16 protein-coding genes and 1 riboswitch are annotated in these 17,505 nt (G+C 70.1%); of the genes, 8 read left to right on the top strand and 8 right to left on the bottom strand.

Annotation, left to right across the window (positions count from 1 at the left end; genetic code table 11):
• Window positions 1-87: 87 nt before the first annotated feature.
• A complete protein-coding gene (locus tag IM738_RS16030; protein ID WP_236962003.1) occupies window positions 88-570 on the top strand; it encodes a GreA/GreB family elongation factor in 483 nt (160 codons plus the stop codon).
• A gap of 82 nt (window positions 571-652) precedes the next feature.
• Here IM738_RS16030 and thiD read toward each other — a convergent pair whose 3' ends face one another.
• From thiD to thiC, 5 genes are read right to left on the bottom strand one after another with little or no spacing between them, the layout of a single operon-like run.
• Entirely contained in the window at window positions 653-2,215 is a 1,563-nt protein-coding gene (thiD, locus tag IM738_RS16025) for a bifunctional hydroxymethylpyrimidine kinase/phosphomethylpyrimidine kinase (protein WP_236962001.1), read from the bottom strand.
• Between the two features lie 2 nt (window positions 2,216-2,217).
• Window positions 2,218-3,021 carry a thiazole synthase gene (locus IM738_RS16020; RefSeq protein WP_236961999.1) on the bottom strand — a complete coding sequence of 268 codons (804 nt, stop codon included), beginning with the start codon at window positions 3,019-3,021 and terminating at the stop codon, window positions 2,218-2,220.
• Window positions 3,022-3,025: 4 nt separating this feature from the next.
• Complete coding sequence (thiS, locus tag IM738_RS16015) at window positions 3,026-3,253, bottom strand: sulfur carrier protein ThiS (protein WP_236961998.1); 228 nt, start codon at window positions 3,251-3,253, stop codon at window positions 3,026-3,028.
• A gap of 26 nt (window positions 3,254-3,279) precedes the next feature.
• Window positions 3,280-4,488 carry an FAD-dependent oxidoreductase gene (locus tag IM738_RS16010; RefSeq protein WP_236961997.1) on the bottom strand — a complete coding sequence of 403 codons (1,209 nt, stop codon included), beginning with the start codon at window positions 4,486-4,488 and terminating at the stop codon, window positions 3,280-3,282.
• A gap of 3 nt (window positions 4,489-4,491) precedes the next feature.
• Complete coding sequence (gene thiC, locus IM738_RS16005; protein ID WP_236961996.1) at window positions 4,492-6,480, bottom strand: phosphomethylpyrimidine synthase ThiC; 1,989 nt, start codon at window positions 6,478-6,480, stop codon at window positions 4,492-4,494.
• Between the two features lie 116 nt (window positions 6,481-6,596).
• A riboswitch (TPP riboswitch) is annotated at window positions 6,597-6,709 on the bottom strand.
• Between the two features lie 162 nt (window positions 6,710-6,871).
• Here thiC and IM738_RS16000 point away from each other — a divergent pair.
• A complete protein-coding gene (locus IM738_RS16000; RefSeq protein ID WP_236961995.1) occupies window positions 6,872-7,732 on the top strand; it encodes a DUF6920 family protein in 861 nt (286 codons plus the stop codon).
• Here the strand turns inward: IM738_RS16000 and IM738_RS15995 are convergent.
• A complete protein-coding gene (locus IM738_RS15995) occupies window positions 7,706-10,354 on the bottom strand; it encodes a cation-translocating P-type ATPase (protein WP_442908433.1) in 2,649 nt (882 codons plus the stop codon). The genes IM738_RS16000 and IM738_RS15995 overlap by 27 nt on opposite strands.
• A 149-nt stretch (window positions 10,355-10,503) precedes the next feature.
• Here IM738_RS15995 and IM738_RS15990 point away from each other — a divergent pair, with 149 nt between their 5' ends.
• From IM738_RS15990 to IM738_RS15980, 3 genes are all read left to right on the top strand, one after another.
• Complete coding sequence (locus IM738_RS15990) at window positions 10,504-10,911, top strand: DUF302 domain-containing protein (protein ID WP_236961994.1); 408 nt, start codon at window positions 10,504-10,506, stop codon at window positions 10,909-10,911.
• A 161-nt stretch (window positions 10,912-11,072) separates the two neighbouring features.
• On the top strand, window positions 11,073-11,561 hold the full coding sequence (locus IM738_RS15985) for a hypothetical protein (protein WP_236961993.1): 489 nt from the start codon (window positions 11,073-11,075) through the stop codon (window positions 11,559-11,561).
• Window positions 11,562-11,590: 29 nt separating this feature from the next.
• Window positions 11,591-12,079 carry a hypothetical protein gene (locus tag IM738_RS15980; RefSeq protein WP_236961992.1) on the top strand — a complete coding sequence of 163 codons (489 nt, stop codon included), beginning with the start codon at window positions 11,591-11,593 and terminating at the stop codon, window positions 12,077-12,079.
• A 113-nt stretch (window positions 12,080-12,192) separates the two neighbouring features.
• Here the strand turns inward: IM738_RS15980 and IM738_RS15975 are convergent, their stop codons facing one another.
• Window positions 12,193-13,095, bottom strand: coding sequence for a LysR family transcriptional regulator (locus IM738_RS15975; protein ID WP_236961991.1), 903 nt, complete (start codon window positions 13,093-13,095; stop codon window positions 12,193-12,195).
• A gap of 93 nt (window positions 13,096-13,188) precedes the next feature.
• On the opposite strand from IM738_RS15975, the gene IM738_RS15970 reads away from it, so the two are divergent.
• Both IM738_RS15970 and ompA read left to right on the top strand, forming a co-directional pair.
• Window positions 13,189-14,196, top strand: coding sequence for a sodium-dependent bicarbonate transport family permease (locus IM738_RS15970; RefSeq protein WP_236966334.1), 1,008 nt, complete (start codon window positions 13,189-13,191; stop codon window positions 14,194-14,196).
• 179 nt (window positions 14,197-14,375) lie between these two features.
• A complete protein-coding gene (ompA, locus tag IM738_RS15965; protein WP_236961990.1) occupies window positions 14,376-15,032 on the top strand; it encodes an outer membrane protein OmpA in 657 nt (218 codons plus the stop codon).
• Window positions 15,033-15,070: 38 nt separating this feature from the next.
• Here the strand turns inward: ompA and IM738_RS15960 are convergent, their stop codons facing one another.
• Entirely contained in the window at window positions 15,071-15,991 is a 921-nt protein-coding gene (locus tag IM738_RS15960) for a ketopantoate reductase family protein (protein WP_236961989.1), read from the bottom strand.
• A gap of 191 nt (window positions 15,992-16,182) precedes the next feature.
• Here IM738_RS15960 and IM738_RS15955 point away from each other — a divergent pair, with 191 nt between their 5' ends.
• Entirely contained in the window at window positions 16,183-17,481 is a 1,299-nt protein-coding gene (locus IM738_RS15955; RefSeq protein ID WP_236961987.1) for a GTP cyclohydrolase II, read from the top strand.
• The last annotated feature ends 24 nt before the right edge of the window (window positions 17,482-17,505 follow it).

Raw genomic sequence — 17,505 nt, 5'->3', positions numbered from 1 at the left:
CCTGCAGCCCAAAGGAGCGTCGAAGGCTGGTGGGGCCCTTCACAATCAAGACCTGACCCCGCTTGTTCGAGACGCCCACCTTTCATCATGGATAAATTCTTGCTGCAGCAGCAGGTGCTGGAACGGCTCGCCGAAGACCTGCTGCAAGCCGAACAGGCAGTTCGGACTGCCCATGAAACGGCGACCCACGAAGAGAACGTCGCCGAAAACAAATACGACACATTGGGACTCGAAGCCGCCTACCTGGCCACCGGCCAGGCTCGTCGCGCCGAAGCCATCCGCCAGGCGATGGCCCATTGGCGCCAATTCCGCCCGCGCCCCTATGACGCCAGCACAGGTATTCAGCTTGGCGCGCTGGTCTGCCTGATCGATTCCGACGACAAGCAGCAACAGTTCTTTCTCGGCCCGGATGGGGGCAGCATGACGTTGGTCAGCGGCGCTCAGCTTGTTCAGGTCATCAGCAGCGAAGCCCCTTTGGGCAGGGCCATGCTGGGTAAATGCGAGGGGGATGAGGTGTCGATACAGGTCGCTGCCATCCGACAGCAGTTTGAGGTGCTGCGGGTTCATTGAGCCGCCAGCAAGCCAGCGGTCCGGGTGTTGATGCTGCCGCTGGGTCGCCCTGCGAGGGCCCGCTGGCGTTGTTCACACATTCTCAGGTGGGCAACATCGGGTGCGGCAGCGGGGGCACGACCCCAGGTTGGCGGTTTGCAGCGCCCAGTTGCCAGGCGTTGAGCCAGGCGGGCAGTGTGTTCGACGGCTCCGCACCCAGACCGCGCACCACGCAGCCGCCCGCCGCGCCGGTTGCGGCCACGGCCTGCAGCTGCGCGGGTTCGAGGATGCCGCCGATGCCCACCACCGGCGCGGGCGCCATGTGGGCCCACCAGGCCAGGTTGTCCAGGCCTTGCGGCAGCCAGGGCATGTCCTTGGTGGTGGTGGGCCACACGGGGCCGCAGGCGATCAGGTCGGGCGCCATGCCCGCCGCGCGGCACAGTTCCCACAGGCTGTGGGAACTCAGGCCGAGCTGTACTCCGCTGTCGCGCGCGGCCTGCAGCTGCGCGTGGTCGTCGGGCGTGAGCGCCAGCAGGTCTTCCTGGCCCAGGTGCAGCGCGCGCGCGCCGGCCTGCAGCGCGAGCCGCCAGTGGTCGTTGACCACCAGCGTGGCGCCGGCGGCATCGGCCGCGCGCTGGCAACGCTGGATGGCCTGCGTGAGTTGGGCGGACCACACCTCGTCGTCCAGGCCCAGCGGGCGCTTCATGCGCAGCTGGACCGTGGGCACGGTGGGCCGCGCGCGCAGCACGGCCTCCACGCGCTCGGCGCTGTCCACGATGGCGTAGACGCCGGGCGCCGGGCCCTGGTGCGGCGCAGGCCAGGCGCCGGGGGCCTGTTCGTCCAGGCTCAGGTGGGGCAGCAGGGACGGATCGGTGCCAAAACCCGGCATCGCGATGACAGGCCCGGCGCCCTGGCCCACGGCGCGCGCGTGGCGCAGCGCGTGCGTGGTGGCCATCTTGGCGAGCACGGCGGCGTCGGCCGCCACGAAGCCCCGCGCGAGCGCGGCGGCCAGTGCCGTGGCGAAGGTGCAGCCGGTGCCGTGGTGGTGCGCCGTGTCCACGCGCGGCAGGCTCAGCCAGCCCCGCGCGTGCGGGGTCTGCAGCCAGTCCAGCGAGCGCTGGGGCGTGGCCGTGTCGCCGCCGGTGATCACCACGGCCTGCGCGCCGAGCTGCTGCAAGGTGGCGGCGAGCGCGGGCACGGTGCTGCTCCCTTGGCCGCCGAGCAGGACCACCGCCTCGTTCTGGTTCGGTGTGATCACGTTCGCGCGCGGCAGCAGCTGTTCGCGGTACGCCTGCAGCAGCTCTTCGTCGGCGAAACCCGCGCCGGTGCTGGCGCGCAGCACCGGGTCGATCACCAGCTTGAGCGGTGCGCGCCGCCGCAGCCGATCAACCCAGGTGGCCACCAGCCGCGCGTGGGCCGCGCTGCCCAGCAGCCCGGTCTTGATCACGCTGGGCGGCATGTCGTCGGCCAGCGCGGCCAGCTGCGCCTCCAGCAGCTCGGGGGGCACCGGCTGCACCTGCGTGACGGCCACCGTGCTCTGCGCGGTGACCGCCGAGACCACCGGGCACAGGTGCACGCCGAAGGCATCGGCCGCGCGCTGATCGGCCGAGAGGCCGGCGCCGCCACCGCTGTCGGTGCCGGCGATGCTCCAGATGATGGGGGTCATGGTCAATTGATCAGAAAGGGATGCCCGCTGACGGGTGTGCTCGCCACCGCCATGTCCTGCGGGGCCATCACGCCGGCCTCAAAGGCCGCGCGGCCGGCCTCGATGGCCAGGCCGAAGGCGCGGGCCATGCGCGCCGGGTCCACCGACTGGCTCACGGCGGAGTTCAGCAGCACGGCGTCAAAGCCCAGCTCCATCGCGGCGGCCGCGTGGGACGGCGCGCCGATGCCGGCGTCCACCACCAGCGGCACGCCGGGCAGCCGTGCGCGCAGCGTGCGCAGTGCGAACGGGTTGATCAGCCCCTGGCCCGAGCCGATGGGCGCGCCCCAGGGCATCAGCAGCTCGCAGCCCGCGTCCAGCAGGCGCTGGCAGGTCACGAGGTCGTCGGTGCAGTAGGGGAACACGGCGAAGCCGTCGCGGGTGAGCTGCGCCGCCGCCTCCACCGTGCCCCAGGGGTCGGGCTGCAGGGTGTGCTCGTCGCCCACCACTTCGAGCTTGATCCAGTGCGTGTCGTAGAGCTCGCGCGCCATGTGCGCCAGCGTGACCGCTTCGCGCGCGGTGCGGCAGCCGGCGGTGTTGGGCAGCAGGCGTGCGCCTTGTTCGCGCATGGCGCTGCGGATGATGCCGATGAAGCCGTTGTCGCCGCCCGCGGCCAGCGTGCGCTTGAGGCCCACGGTGACGATCTGCGTGCCGCTGGCGGCGATGCTCTCGGCCAGCACCTGCGGTGACGGGTAGCCCGCGGTGCCAAGCAGGAAGCGGCTCGTGAGTTCGATGCCGTAGGGCGACCAGTTGTTTGTCGTTGTGCTCATGTATTCACCCACCCACGATGGCTTGAAAGGTCAACACGGTGTCGCCGGGTTGCAAAACGGTGGCTTCGCGTTGCGTGCACGGGATGAACTCGCCGTTCACCGCCGTGGCCACCTGGGTGGCTTGCACCCCTTGCGCGGCCAGCAGCGCGGCCAGCGTCAGGTCCTTGGGGCAGGGCAGGGTGAGTTCGTTGAAGCGCAGTTGGGCTTCTGCATGCGAAAGGGTTTCAGGCATGGGCATTCCTGTGGGGTGAACCTGGGTCAGTGGTTCTGTTGTGTTTCAGGCGTTGGCTCAGGCAGGCCCCTCACCCCAGCCCTCTCCCCAGAGGGGCGAGGGAGTGAAGCCTCCGCGCCCGCGAGCTTCAGTGCGTCCTGCACCAGCGCCGGCGCGAGCAGCCAGCCGTGGCGGAACAGGCCGTTGATGCGCAGCAGGCCGGGCTCAAAGTGGGTGTCGGGCTCGTTGTCGGGCAGGGCGGGGCGCAGGTTGGTCTCCAGGTGCACGATGCGCGCCTCGGCCAGCTCCGGGATCACGCTCTGCGCCGCGGCCATCAGCTCCACCGCGCTCTTCAGGCTCACCGGCGAGCGGTCTTCGCTCTCGATCTCGCTGGCGCCGATGACGATGTGGTCGCAGGGGCGCGGCACGATGTAGACGCGGTGGCGCGGGTGCAGCAGGCGCACCGGGCGGTGCAGCGTCACGCCCGGCGCCTGCAGCCACACCACCTCGCCGCGCACGCCACGCACCGGCGCATCGGGCCGGGCGCCCACGCCGCGCACGTCGATGGCCAGGTCGAAGCGCGGCGACGAACCGTCCTCCAGCCGCAGCTGGCCCGGGCTCACCTCGCGCACGCGGGTGTTCCAGCGCCAGCGCACGCGGGGCGACGCCGCGCACAGCGCCGGCAGCATCTGCAGCGGCAGGATCTGGCCCTCGCCCGGCAGCAGCCAGGCGTGCAGGCGCGGGTCGATGCTGGGCTCCAGCGCGGCCAGCGCCGCACGGTCCAGGGCCTGCGGCGCGGGAAGCCCGGCGGCCAGGGTGGGCGCGGTCTCCAGGCGCGCGAGCACGCGGCGCGCGGCGCCCAGGTCGCTGCCGTGGGCCAGCAGCAGGCTGCCGAGCGCGCGGAAGTGGATGTCGGCCGGCGCCGTTGCGCCCGGCGCGGGCGCGCAGGCGGTGCAGGTGCCGCAGGCCTCGGGCAAGGCGCTGGCCGACGACGGCGCGTGGCTCAGCGCCTGGGCGATCTCGCGCCACAGCGCGATGGAGCGCCAGCCCAGCTCGGCCACGCGCGGACCGCTGGTCTCCAGCTCGGCGAGCGGGCTGAGCATGCCCGCGGCCGTGAACGCTGCGGCGCCCCGGCCGTCGCTGGTGGCCTGCGGCCCGTCGGCCGGGTCGAACACGGTGACCTCGTGTGTGGCGCCCAGCCGCCAGGCCAGCAAGCGGCCCAGCAGGCCGGCCCCTGCGATCCCGATGGACGCCATGGCTCAGCCCTTGGTGGTCAGCGAAGGATCTGAGCCCCCAACCCTGGCTTCGCCAGTCCCCCCAAGGGGGTGCTGTCGTTCTTGGGGCGGCCCGGCGAACGACGACACCGGCACGTAGAACTCGCCGCCCACGGCCTTGAACTCCGCGCTCTTCTGCGCCATGCCTTCGCTCAGGGCTTGCTCGTCGCTCACGCCTTTGGCGGCGGCGTAGTCGCGCACGTCCTGCGTGATCTTCATGGAGCAGAACTTCGGACCACACATGGAGCAGAAGTGCGCCTCTTTCGACGAATCCTTGGGCAGGGTTTCGTCGTGGTAGTCCTCGGCGGTCTGCGGGTCCAGGCCGAGCGCGAACTGGTCGCGCCAGCGGAACTCGAAGCGCGCTTTGCTCATGGCGTCGTCGCGCGCGCGGGCACCGGGGTGGCCCTTGGCGATGTCGGCGGCGTGGGCGGCGATCTTGTAGGCAATGATCCCCTGCTTCACGTCGTCGCGGTCGGGCAGGCCCAGGTGTTCCTTGGGCGTCACGTAGCAGAGCATGGAGGTGCCCATCCAGCCGATCATGGCCGCACCCACGGCCGAGGCGATGTGGTCGTAGCCCGGCGCGATGTCGATGGTCAGCGGGCCCAGCGTGTAGAACGGCGCCTCGTGGCAGTGCTTGAGCTGCTCGTCCATGTTGGCCTGGATCAGGTGCATGGGCACGTGGCCGGGGCCTTCGATCATGGTCTGCACGTCGTGCTTCCAGGCCACCTGCGTGAGCTCACCCAGCGTCTTCAATTCGGCGAACTGCGCTTCGTCGTTGGCGTCCGAAGCACTGCCGGGGCGCAGGCCGTCGCCGAGCGAGAAGCTCACGTCGTAGGCCTTCATGATCTCGCAGATCTCTTCGAAGTGCGTGTAGAGGAAGTTCTCCTTGTGGTGGGTGATGCACCACTTGGCGAGGATGGAGCCGCCGCGCGAGACGATGCCGGTGCGGCGCTGCGCCGTGAGGTGGATGTAGGCCAGGCGCACACCGGCGTGGATGGTGAAGTAGTCCACGCCCTGTTCGGCCTGCTCGATCAGCGTGTCGCGGTAGATCGCCCAGGTCAGGTCTTCGGCGACGCCGCCCACCTTTTCCAGCGCCTGGTAGATAGGCACCGTGCCAATGGGCACGGGCGAGTTGCGCACGATCCAGTCGCGCGTGGTGTGGATGTTTTTGCCGGTGGACAGGTCCATCACGTTGTCGGCGCCCCAGCGGATCGCCCACACCAGCTTGTCCACTTCTTCCTCGATGCTGGAGGTCACGGCCGAGTTGCCGATGTTGGCGTTGATCTTGACGCCGAAGTTGCGCCCGATGGCCATGGGCTCCACTTCAGGGTGGTTGATGTTGGCCGGGATGATGGCGCGGCCGCGCGCCACCTCGTCGCGCACGAACTCGGGCGTGAACACCTCGGGAATGCGCGCGCCCATGGGGTTGCCGCGCAGGCGCGCTTCACGCGCCGGGTCGCCCAGGTACTCGCGCATCCACTCGCGCTTGCCGTTTTCGCGCAGGGCCACGTACTCCATCTCGGGCGTGACGATACCTTTGCGCGCGTAGTGCATCTGGGACACGTTCATGCCGCTCTTGGCGCGGCGCGGCGTGCGTTGCAGGCCGGCGGCCTCGGCGCGCAGGGCTTCGATGCGTTCGATGGTGGTGCCGTTCTGCGCGGCCTCGTTCTTGATGCCGTCGTCCAGCGCGGCGCGCTGGCGGCCTTCGTAGCTCTCGGTGTCGCCGCGCGCCGCGATCCAGGCGCCGCGCACGTCGGCCAGGCCGGTGCGCACGTCGATGGCGGCGGCTGGGTCGCTGTAGGGGCCGGAGGTGTCGTACACCGTGACCTGCTCACCGTTGGACAGCAGGATCTCCCGCATGGGGACCTGGATGCTGGCTTGCGAGCCGGGCACGTAGACCTTGCGCGAAGCAGGGAAGGGCTCGCGGCTGAGGGCGAACTGGTCGGCGAAGGGAATCTTGTCGGGGGCGTTCATGGCGGTCTCCTGTGTGGGGCTGTGGATGCTCCGGAGACCGCCCGTCAAAACATGCACCCGGGTCCACCGCTGGTGTGGACGGACCCGTCGCACGAGGGACGGGTGGGGGATGCAGGCCCTGGGGGCTGCGCTCTTCTTTCGCTGGTACTAGCCAGATCAAGTTCACGGGTTCGGTTCTTCAACCATCTCAGCGCTGGACCTTTCGGTCTGTGCACCCCGGAGCAGGACGGAGTGTAGCGTGGTTTCCGGCGGGCGCCGTGCGCTGACCCCACGGGGTCCAGGCCCATCGTGGCGCGGCGGCGTCCTCCAGCGCACAGACCGGGGTGCCATCGCTTGGTAGGCTGGAGGGCCGTGGCCCGCCGCCGCCCCGCATCCTGAAAGCACCCGCTCCATGACCTGGTTTCACTGGCTTCTCTTCACCGCCGGCGCGCTGGCGCTGCTGTGGGCGGCGCTCACCGCCGGGGGTGCCTGGCGCTGGAACGCCGCCACGCGCGCCTTCATCGCCCGCCTGGACGCGCAACGCCTGCCGGCCTCGGCGGCCCGCTACGACCCGCGCGAGATCGAAGGCCTGCCCGCGCCGGTGCGGCGCTACTTCAGCACCGTGCTCACACCGGGCCAACCCCTGGTCACCACCGCCACGCTGGAACACACCGGCAGCTTCAACCTGTCGGTCACCGGCGAACAGTGGAAGCCCTTCACCTCGCGCCAGCGGGTGGTTGTGCAGCGCCCCGGGTTTCTCTGGGACGCGCGCATCGCCATGGCGCCCGGTGTGGCCGTGCGCGTGCACGACGGCTACGCGGACGGGCAGGGCCTGCTGCACGCGGCCGTGTTCGGGCTGTTCGATGTGGCCGACATGCAGGGCGGCGGCGAGCTGGCGCGCGGTGAGCTGATGCGCTTCTTGGCCGAAGCCGCCTGGTACCCCACCGCCCTGCTGCCCAGCCAGGGGGTGCGCTGGACCGCCGTGGATGACCACTCGGCGAATGCCACGCTGAGCGACGGGGCGCTTTCGCTCACCCTGCTGTTCCGCTTCGATGACGCGGGCCACATGGCCTCGGTGCGCGCCGAGGCGCGCGGTCGCCTGCTGGGCCAACAGGTGCGCATGGCGCCGTGGGAAGGCACCTGGTCCAACCACCAGCGCGTGGGCAGCATGACCGTGCCGCTCACCGGTGAAGTGGCCTGGCTGCTGCCCGAGGGCCGCAAGACCTACTGGCGCGGCACGGTCACCTCACTGCGCCACGGTCGGTCTGCGTGAGCCGGCGCGGGCCCTTCTGGCCCACTTGATGCCCTCGAACCAGAACACGCTGAACAGGCCCAGCCCGCCGGCGGCGGCCAGCTCGTGCATGGGCAAGGGCGCAAAGCGCAACACGCCCACCGCCCAGGGCACATAGAGCGCGGCCAGCAGCAGCGCCAACGCCAGACCCACCACCACCCAGAGCGTGGTGTTCGGCGTGCGCAGCGTGGCCCAGAGCGGCCTCGTGGCCGATCGGTTGGACAGGATGAGTGCCAGGTTGCCGATCACCAGCGTGGCAAAGGCAAAAGCGCGGGCCTCTGCCTCGGGCAGCCGGGGCGCCGCCCAGGCAAACGCGCCCAACACCGCCGCCAGCACGCCCAGGCCCTGCAGCAGCGCCAGCCACAGGGTGACGCCGCCAAACAGCGGTGCGTTGGCGTCGCGCGGCGGGCGCTGCATCACGTCGCTCTCGGCGGGTTCGTTTTCAAAGGCAATCGAGCAGGCCGGGTCGATGATGAGTTCAAGCAGGGCAATGTGCATCGGGAACAGCAGCGCCGGCCAGCCGAGCAGCACCGGCAGCAGCGCCATGCCCGCGATCGGCACGTGCACCGCCAGGATGTACGACATGGCCTTGCGCAGGTTGTCGAAGATGCGGCGCCCCAGCCGCACCGCGCGCACGATGGCCGCGAAGTCGTCCTCCACCAGCACCAGCGAGGCCGACTCGCGCGCCACGTCGGTGCCGCGCTGGCCCATGGCCACGCCCACATGCGCCGCGCGCAAGGCCGGCGCGTCGTTCACACCGTCGCCCGTCATGGCGACGATGTCGCCGCGCGCTTTCAGCGCCTGCACGATGCGCAGCTTCTGCTCGGGCGCGATGCGCGCGCACACGCTCACGCTCGCCATGCGCTCGCGCAGGGCGGCGTCGCTCAGCGTCGCCATCTCGTCGCCCGAGAGCACCTCGGCGGCCGACTCCGCCAGGCCCGCCTGCCGCGCGATCGCCTGCGCCGTGGCCGGGTAGTCGCCGGTGATCATCACCACGCGGATGCCGGCCGCGCGGCACTCGGCGATGGCGGCGGGCACCTGCGGGCGCACCGGGTCTGCGAGGCCCAGCAGGCCGACGAACGTGAAGTCGAAATCGTGCTCGTTGGCGGGCCAGTCCTGGCCTTCGAAGCGGCCCTGGGCGACGGCGAGCACGCGCAGGCCCTCGGCGGCGAGTTCGTCCACCACGCTGGCAATGTGGGCCTTCTGCGCGTCGTCGAGGTGGCACAGGTCCACCACGGCCTCGGGCGCGCCCTTGGCGGCCACGGTCTGCACACCATCCTGTGACGAAGCCCACACATGCGACATGGCGCGCAGCGCGGGGCTGAGCGCGTAGGTCTGCACCAGCCGCCAGTCGCGGTGCAGGTGCTCGGTGTCGGTCAGGAAGCGTTCGCCCAGCTGGTGAAACGCCTTCTCCATCGGGTCGAACGGGTCCACCACGCTCGCCAGGATCGAAAACTCCACCAGCGTGTGGAAGGCCTCGGGCAGCGGTGAACCGTCCCCGGCCTCCAGCGCCAGCCGGTCGGCGAGCGCCACGCCGCCCGCCGCCAGGTGCGTCACCGTCATGCGGTTGCCGGTCAGCGTGCCGGTCTTGTCGCTGCACAGCACCGTGGTCGCGCCCAGCGTTTCGATCGCGTTGATGCGGCGCGTGAGCACGCCTTCTTTGGACAGGCGGCGCGCGCCCAGCGCCGGGAACACGGTCATCACCACCGGGTATTCCTCCGGCAGCATCGCCATGGCCAGTGCGATGCCGGCCAGCAGCGCCTGCAGCCAGTCGCCCCGCACCAGGCCGTGCACCAGCACCAGCGCCAGGCTGAGCGCCAGCGCCAGCAGGGCCAGGTTGCGCACGAGTTGCGCCGTCTGCTTCTGCAGCGGTGAACGTTCTGTCTCCAGCGTGCCCAGCGCCGTGCCGATGCGCCCGATCTCGCTGCGCGCGCCGGTGGCCATCACGCGCGCCAGCGCGTGCCCCTGCACGATCAGCGTGCCCGCGTACACGCTGGGCAGGTCGTCGCCGCCGGGGCGGGCTCGGGCGGCGTCGTCGGCCTGCGGGTTCGCCGCCAGCTCCGGTGTCAGCGCTGCCCGCTTGCTCACCGGCACCGGCTCGCCGGTCAGCAGCGATTCGTCCGCCTGCACGCCGTCGGCCGACACCAGCAGCGCGTCGGCCGGCACGCGGTCGCCTTCGCTCAGCTGCAGCAGGTCGCCGCGCACCACGTCGCGCCCGGCAATGCGCTGCGGCACACCGTCCCGGATCACCAGCGCGCGCGGGCTGGTCAGGTCGCGCAGCGCTTCGATCGCGCGCTCGGTCTTGCCCTCCTGGTACAGCGTCAGCCCCAGCGTGATGACCACAAAGCCGAACAGCGTCAGGCCCTCCTGCAGGTCGCCGAACACCATGTAGAGCGTGCCGGCCGCGAGCAGCAAGAGGAACATCGGCTCTCGCACCGTGTCGAGCGCGATGGACAGCAGGCTGCGCTGCTGCCCGCCCGGCAGGGCGTTGGGGCCGTCTTCGGCGAGGCGCTGCGCCGCGTCGGCCGCGGACAGGCCAGGCCCGCTGCCAGGGGCCGGTGTCGCGGGGGTGGGTGCCGGGGCGGCGGGTGGGGTGGTGGTCAAGGTGTTGCTCAAGGGGACGCAGTCATCGATGATGGCATTCTGAATCTGACGTTGGCGTCGTGCCTGGTCGGTGCGGTCTCGAACAGACGCATCGCCGCGCGAAGGCCATCTTCGGAGCCGAACCACCCACCCCAGGAAGGACCCCCCCCATGTATGGATTCACCACCACGCTCAGCGGCGTCTCGTTTGACGATGCGCTCGCCAAGACCACGCAGGCGCTCAAGGCCGAAGGCTTTGGCGTGCTGAGCGACATCGACGTGCAAGCCGCGATGAAAGACAAGCTCGGCGAAGACATGCCGCCCTACCGCATCCTTGGCGCGTGCAACCCGCCGCTGGCTTTTCAGGCCTTGCAGGCGGTGCCCGACATCGGGTTGCTGCTGCCCTGCAATGTGATCGTGCGGGAGGTGGAGCCCGGCCAGGTGGTGGTCGGCTTCCTGGACCCGCAGGTCATGGTGAAGCTGGTCGGCGGCGCCGGCGTGAAAACCGTGGCCGACGAGGCCGAACAGCGCCTTCGGAGGGTCTGCGCCAGCCTCGGCGGGAACGCCGTTTCGCCCTGAAGGCAACGCTCGCCCCGGGGCCTGACCCGCGCTGAAGCGCCCGGGGTGCCTCCGCGCGGTCCCGCCCGATCCGTTCCTCCCCCCGGCCTGAAGCGGCCGGATCGCCTTCGGCGAGAATGTGCGGCCTTCTCGGAGGGAGAAGGGATCCACAGGGAGGAACCATGAAGAAACTGGTCTGGCTGGCCGCGCTGGTGGCGCTGTTTTACGGCCACAGCCGCTGGATGTTGTCGGAAAGCCGGGCGCTGCGCTGGATCGAGTCGCACGAGCAGGCGGTCTTTGAGCAGAAAGAGGGCGTCTGCAATGACTTCAGCTGGGACACCGAAGTGAGCGTGCGGGCGGTGCACGCCAAGGGCGAGTGGCAGCTGGACGGCGACAGGGCCTATGTGTGCGACTACATCAAGGCCGCAAACGCCACCGTGCGCCTGCTCAAGCCGCAGATCCACACCGACACCGACCTGGTGAGCGTTCAGCGCTCGGGCTTTCCCTGGATGTCGGCCGAGGTCAAGGTCCGGCAGAACACACGCTTTGAACTGCCCGGCATGCCCACGCTGACCGAGGCGGGCGAGACCACCTACGTCCTGCGGCGCACCATCAAGACCGTGCAGATCGCCAAGATGACGACCCGCAGCGAGGGGACGTTCCCCCGCTGAAACCCACCACACAAGAGGAAGAGGAACCCATGAGAAAACTGTTCTGGATCGGCGTGCTCGCCGCCGCGTTTTACGGCCACAGCCGCTTCGTGTTTTCAGAGCCGGCCATGATGAGCTGGATGCAGAAGCAGCAAGACCTGGCCCTGAAGGGCGCGGACGGCATGTGCGACGCCTACGCCCAGGACGTGCAGGTGAACCTGCGCATGCAGACCGAGCGCGGCGAGACGGCGGTGGAGGGCGGCAAGGAAGATCTCTGCAACCACCTCAAGGACGCCAGCGCCGCCCTGCGGGTGACCCAGCCGAGCCTGAACATCAACAACGAGCTGCTGAGCCTGGAACCCTCGGGATTCCCCTGGATGTCGGCCACCGTCAAGCTGCGCCAGACCTCCACCCTGCGGATGCGCGGGGCGCCCTTGATGACCGAGGTGAGCGACAGCACCTACGTGGTGAAGCGCACGCTCGAAGGTCGACAGATCACCTCCATCGACTCAGACAGCACGGTGTCGCTGAGCCGCTGATCGCGGGTCTGTCTGGGAGGGGGCAAGACCACCCGCTCCGTCCCGCTCACCGCTGTCGTCCTGCCCCGTGGCCGAGCGGTTTGCGCAGGCGGCGCCCCGCTGATAGGGGCCGGTCAGGCGGGCGCCCAGCCGGGCGCGGTCTGCAGCAGGTGGCGGCGGAACACCTGCGCAATGGGTGAGAGCTGCTTCGCGCGCGGGTGCACCAGGTGCCACTGCGAGCGGATGGGGAAGCCGCTGACGGGCAGGACGCACAGGTCCTGGCCGAGCCCGCCGTCCTTGAGCGCGTGACGCGAGACGATGGCCACACCCAGGTGGCCGGCCACCGCTTCCTTGATGGCCTCGTTGCTGCCCAGTTCCAGCTTGAGCGCGGGTTCGAAGCCTTGCTGGGCAAAGTGCCGGTCGGTGGCCAGGCGGGTGCCGGAGCCACGCTCGCGCAGGATGAAGCGCTCGCCCTGCAAGGCCGTGAGGGCGACCCGCTGGCGCTGCGCGAGCGGATGGTTGGCGGGGGCGATGAGCACCAGCGGGTTGGCCAGGAAGGTCTGGTCGACCAGATCGATGTCGGCGGGCGGCTGCGACATCACGTAGAGGTCGTCGCGGTTCTCGCGCAGGCGCTGCACCACGCCGTCGCGGTTGAGCACCTCCAGCGAAATTTCAATCTCGGGGTGCAGTGCGCAGAAGCCGCCCAGCAGGCGCGGCACGAAGTACTTGGCGGTGCTCACCACGGCCACGCGCAGCCGACCCCGGGTCAGCCCCTGCATGGCGTTGACCTGCTGGCCGAAGCGTTCCCACTCGTCGACGATGGCGCGTGCGGTGCCGGCCAGCTGCAGGCCCGCCTCGGTCAGGAAGACCTTGCGACCGATCACCTCGTACAGCGGCAGGCCCACCGATTCGGTCACTTCGCGCAGCTGCATGGACGCCGTGGGCTGCGTGACGTGCATCGCCCGTGCGGCCGCGCTCACGCTGCCGGTGTCGGCCAGCGCGAGGAACAGCCGCAGCTGCCGGAACGTGATGGTCATAGATAAAAGTCGATGGATCGGTGGTGAAGAATCGATTTTACGGAATGCAGACAAATGCCCAGAATCGCGGCGTTCCGAAAGAAACCCATGAACCTGCACACGCTGATCGACCCCGCTGTCCTGTTTTTTGTCGTCGGCGCCGCCGCTGGCCTGCTCAGGTCCAACCTGGAGATCCCGGCCTCCATCTCCCGCTTCCTGTCCATGTACCTGCTGATGGCGCTGGGCCTCAAGGGGGGCTTTGCGCTGGCCGCGTCGGGGCTGAACGCGCAGGTGGGCGCGGGGCTCGCGATCGCGGTGGCGCTGGCGGTGGTGGTGCCGCTGGCCGGGTATGCGGTGCTGCGCTGCCTGGTGTCGGGCTTTGACGCGGCGGCCCTGGCCGCCACCTACGGCTCGGTCAGCGCGGTGACCTTCATCACCGCCACCGCCCACCTGGACCAGCTCGGTGTGGCGCACGGCGGTCACATGGCGGCGGCCATGGCGCTGATGGAGTCGCCCGCGATCGTGCTGGCCGTGCTGCTGGCCAACCGCTTGCGTCAGGTGCCGGCCGAGGGCCTGGTGGTGTCTGCCGGCGGCGTGGCCGCGCTGGCGCCGGCGCCCGCGGTCGCGGGTGGGCACGGGGACTGGCGCAAGCTGCTGCACGAGTCGTTCACCGACGGTTCGCAATTGCTGCTGCTGGGCGCCTTGCTGGTGGGCATGGTCACCGGCGAGGCGGGGCGCGAGGCGATGCAGCCGTTCTCGGGCGACCTGTTCAAGGGCATGCTGGCCTTCTTCCTGCTGGACATGGGCCTGAAGGCCGCGCGCAACCTGCCCGGGCTGCGCGGGTGTTCGCCGTGGCTGCTGGGGTACGGGGTGCTGGCGCCGCTGCTGCATGCGGCGCTGGCCTGGGGCCTGTGCCGCCTGGCCGGCCTGCCGGCGGGCGACACGGCGCTGCTCATGACCCTGGCGGCCAGCGCGTCCTACATCGCCGTGCCGGCGGTGGTGCGTTATGCGATCCCGGAGGCCAACCCCTCGCTGTACGTCGGCCTGTCGCTGGGGCTGACCTTCCCGCTGAACATGCTGCTGGGCATCCCGCTGTACACCCAGGTGGCGATGGCCGGTTGACCGGTGCCGCTGCACAGATGGGCCATGGCGGGACGGCATGTTGTCCTACACGCACTTGCGGTGGCTTCCGATGAGCGCGCGCCGGGTGGATTCCTAGACTGAGCGCACTCGGTTGGTTAGCGCACAGACCCGCCGACGTCTTCCCCCCACGCTTGCGTGAACATTGAAAAGGAATCCCCATGAACAAGCACAACCTCAACCGCATGGCCCTGCTGGTGGCGTCGGTCACCCTGGCGTCTGCCGCCGCGGCCCAGACCGTCGACAACTGGACGAACGGCGGTGGCGACCTGGTCTGGCGCAACGGCAGCAACGAGCTGTGCTGGCGCAACAACCACTGGACACCGGCCACGGCCCACCCGGACTGCGACGGCGCCATCAAGCCGCTCCCGCCCGTGGCCGCCGCGCCGGCCCCCGCACCGGAACCTGCCCCCGCACCGGCCCCGGCACCGCCCGCTCCGGTGGTGGTGGCCCCCGCACCGGTGATGGCCATGACCCTTCAGGCAGGGACCCTGTTCGACTTCGACAAGTCGGTGATCAAGCCGGCCGGCAAGGCCGCCCTGGATGGCCTGGTCGCTGACATGGCCAAGGTCGACGTCGAGACCGTCATCGCCGTGGGCCACACCGACGCGATCGGCACCGACACCTACAACCGCTCGCTGTCCATTCGCCGCGTCGAGGCGGTCAAGGCCTACCTGGTGAGCAAAGGCGTGCCGGCCGACCGCATCAAGACCGAAGGCAAGGGCGAGTCGCAGCCGGTGGCGTCCAACCAGACCCGCGACGGTCGCGCCCAGAACCGCCGTGTGGAGATCGAGGTGGTGGGCACGCAGAAGCCTTGATGACCGAGGGCGGGTTGTCACGGTCCCGCCCACGAAATTCAGGCGGCCGCGCTGCCCTCCGCGAGCTTCACCACCGCCCACAGCACGCGGTTGGCTGGCGTGGGCACGCCGAGCGCCTCGCCGCGTCGAACCACCTGGCCGTTGAGGAAATCGATTTCGCTGGGCTTGCCGCGCATCAGGTCCTGCGCGGTGGATGAGAACTGGCTGGGCATGGTCTCGGCGATGCGGCGCACGGCGGCGTCCACGTCGCCGGGGAGGTTCACGCCGTCGGCCGCGGCCACGGCGCGGCACTCGGCGACCACGTCGCGCATCACGTCCCGCACGCCGGGGCGTTGCACCAGCTCGCCGTAGGGGATGCGGCCCACGGCCGAGAGCGCGTTGTAGGCGCAGTTGAGGATGAGCTTGGCCCAGAGCGCGCCGCGCACGTTGTCGCTGACCTCGGTGGGCACGCCGGCGGCGATGAGGGCCCGGGCCACCACGTCGCTGGTGGGCGAGGGCTCGATCACCAGTTCACCGCGCCCGTGGTGGCGCAGATGGCCGGGGCCGGCCATCTCGGTCGCCACGTAGACCACGGCGGCGGCCACGTCCACGCCCGGCAGCACCGCGCGCAGCCGCTCGGCGTTGTCCACGCCGTTCTGCAGGCAGAGCACCAGCGCGCCGGGTTGGAGATGCTCGCGCATCTGCGCACCGGCCGTTTCGGTGTCGGTTGACTTCACCGCGAACAGCACCAGGTCGGCATCGGCCACGGCGGACGCTTCGGTGCTCGCGGCCAGCGGCACCGCTTCATCGAAGCTGAGGGTCTGCATGCGCAGGCCATTGGCCTGGATGGCCTGCACGTGCTGCGGCCGACCGATCAAGGTGACACGGTGGCCGGCGCGGGCCAGCATGCCGCCGTAGAAGCAGCCGACGGCGCCAGCGCCTAGCACGGCAACGGAAAGGGAAGGGGATGTGGAAGCCATGTGTGATTTTAGGAACGCGCGGGCATGTGCGGCTTGCGGTTGGCATTGCACTTGCTAAAGTGGGTGCAGAGGCAGAGCGTTGCTCGGGCATGCGCGAAAGACGCTCAGCCTCTCAGGCCACGGGGCCGACACCGCGTCGGCTCCGGCGGGTTCGCCAGCGATGGCTGTTTCCAAGCTTCCAAGGTGTGCACATGTCTGCAGAAACCCCGTCGTCGGAATCCCCCGTGGCCGTGGCGCCTGCGTCGCCCAACACGCCGCACCCGCGCCACATCCGGCTCACCTCGCACTCCGGCGGGTTCGGCGCGCTGCCCATCGTGTGGGGCGCGGCCACCGCGCGCGAACGCGGGCCGGTGGTGGGCACCACGCTCAACGTGTCGAACCGCAACGTGATCGGCACCCACAGCGGCAGCTACAGCGTGTACCGCGCGCTGGCCGTGGCGGCGGGGGCGCTCAAGCGCGAGCACCGCGCCGACCTCACCAACACCGCGCCCACCGACATCATCGGCCCCTACCCGCAGTGGGCCGACCCCGGCAAGATCGTCAGCATGGACCCCTGGGGCGCGGTGATCGCCGACGCCTACGCCACCGAGCTGGAGGCGGGCTACGACATCCGCCCGACCATCGCCGTGACCAAGGCGCACGTGATCCTGCCCGAGGTGATCGACGCGCTGCAGAAGGGCCGCCTGAAGCCCGACGGGCAGTTCCTCACGGCGGGCGGCGCTGCCGTCGTCACCAAGGTGGCGGTGGAGCCGGTGTGGTACCTGCCAGGGGTTGCCAAGCGCTTTGGCTGCACCGAGGCGGTGTTGCGCCGCGTGCTGTTTGAAGAGACCGGCGGCATGTACCCCGAGCTGGTCACGCGCTCCGACCTGGAGGTGTTTCTGCCACCCATCGGCGGGCAGACGGTCTACATCTTCGGCAACCCGCGCGACCTGGCCGACGCGTCGGTGACGCTGACCGCCCGCGTGCACGACGAGTGCAACGGCTCCGACGTGTTTGGCTCCGACATCTGCACCTGCCGGCCCTACCTCACGCACGCCATCGAAGAGTGCATCCAGGGCGCGCAGCGCGGCGGTGTGGGGCTGGTGTCGTACTCGCGAAAGGAAGGCCGGGCGCTCGGCGAGGTGACCAAGTTCCTGGTCTACAACGCGCGCAAGCGCCAGGTGGGCGGCGACACGGCCGACCAGTATTTCGCGCGCACCGAGTGCGTGGCCGGTGTGCAGGACATGCGCTTCCAGGAGCTGATGCCCGACGTGCTGCACTGGCTGGGCATCACCAAGATCCACCGGCTGGTGTCGATGAGCAACATGAAGTACGACGCCATCACCGGCTCGGGCATCGAGGTCGGCGAACGCGTGAACATCCCGGACGAACTGATCCCCGCCGACGCGCGCGTGGAGATGGACGCCAAGATGGCGGCGGGTTACTTCACACCCGGCGTGGTGCCCGACGCCGACGAGCTGAAGATCGCCAAGGGCCGGGGGTTGTTGTGAGCGCCGCAGCACGGAGGGTGACCG

It is taken from the genome of Hydrogenophaga sp. SL48 (assembly GCF_021729865.1).
Classification (GTDB): Bacteria; Pseudomonadota; Gammaproteobacteria; order Burkholderiales; family Burkholderiaceae_C; genus Hydrogenophaga.
The sequence above is the reverse complement of the archived record's forward strand: the minus strand, read 5'-3'. Positions and strand labels throughout refer to the sequence as shown.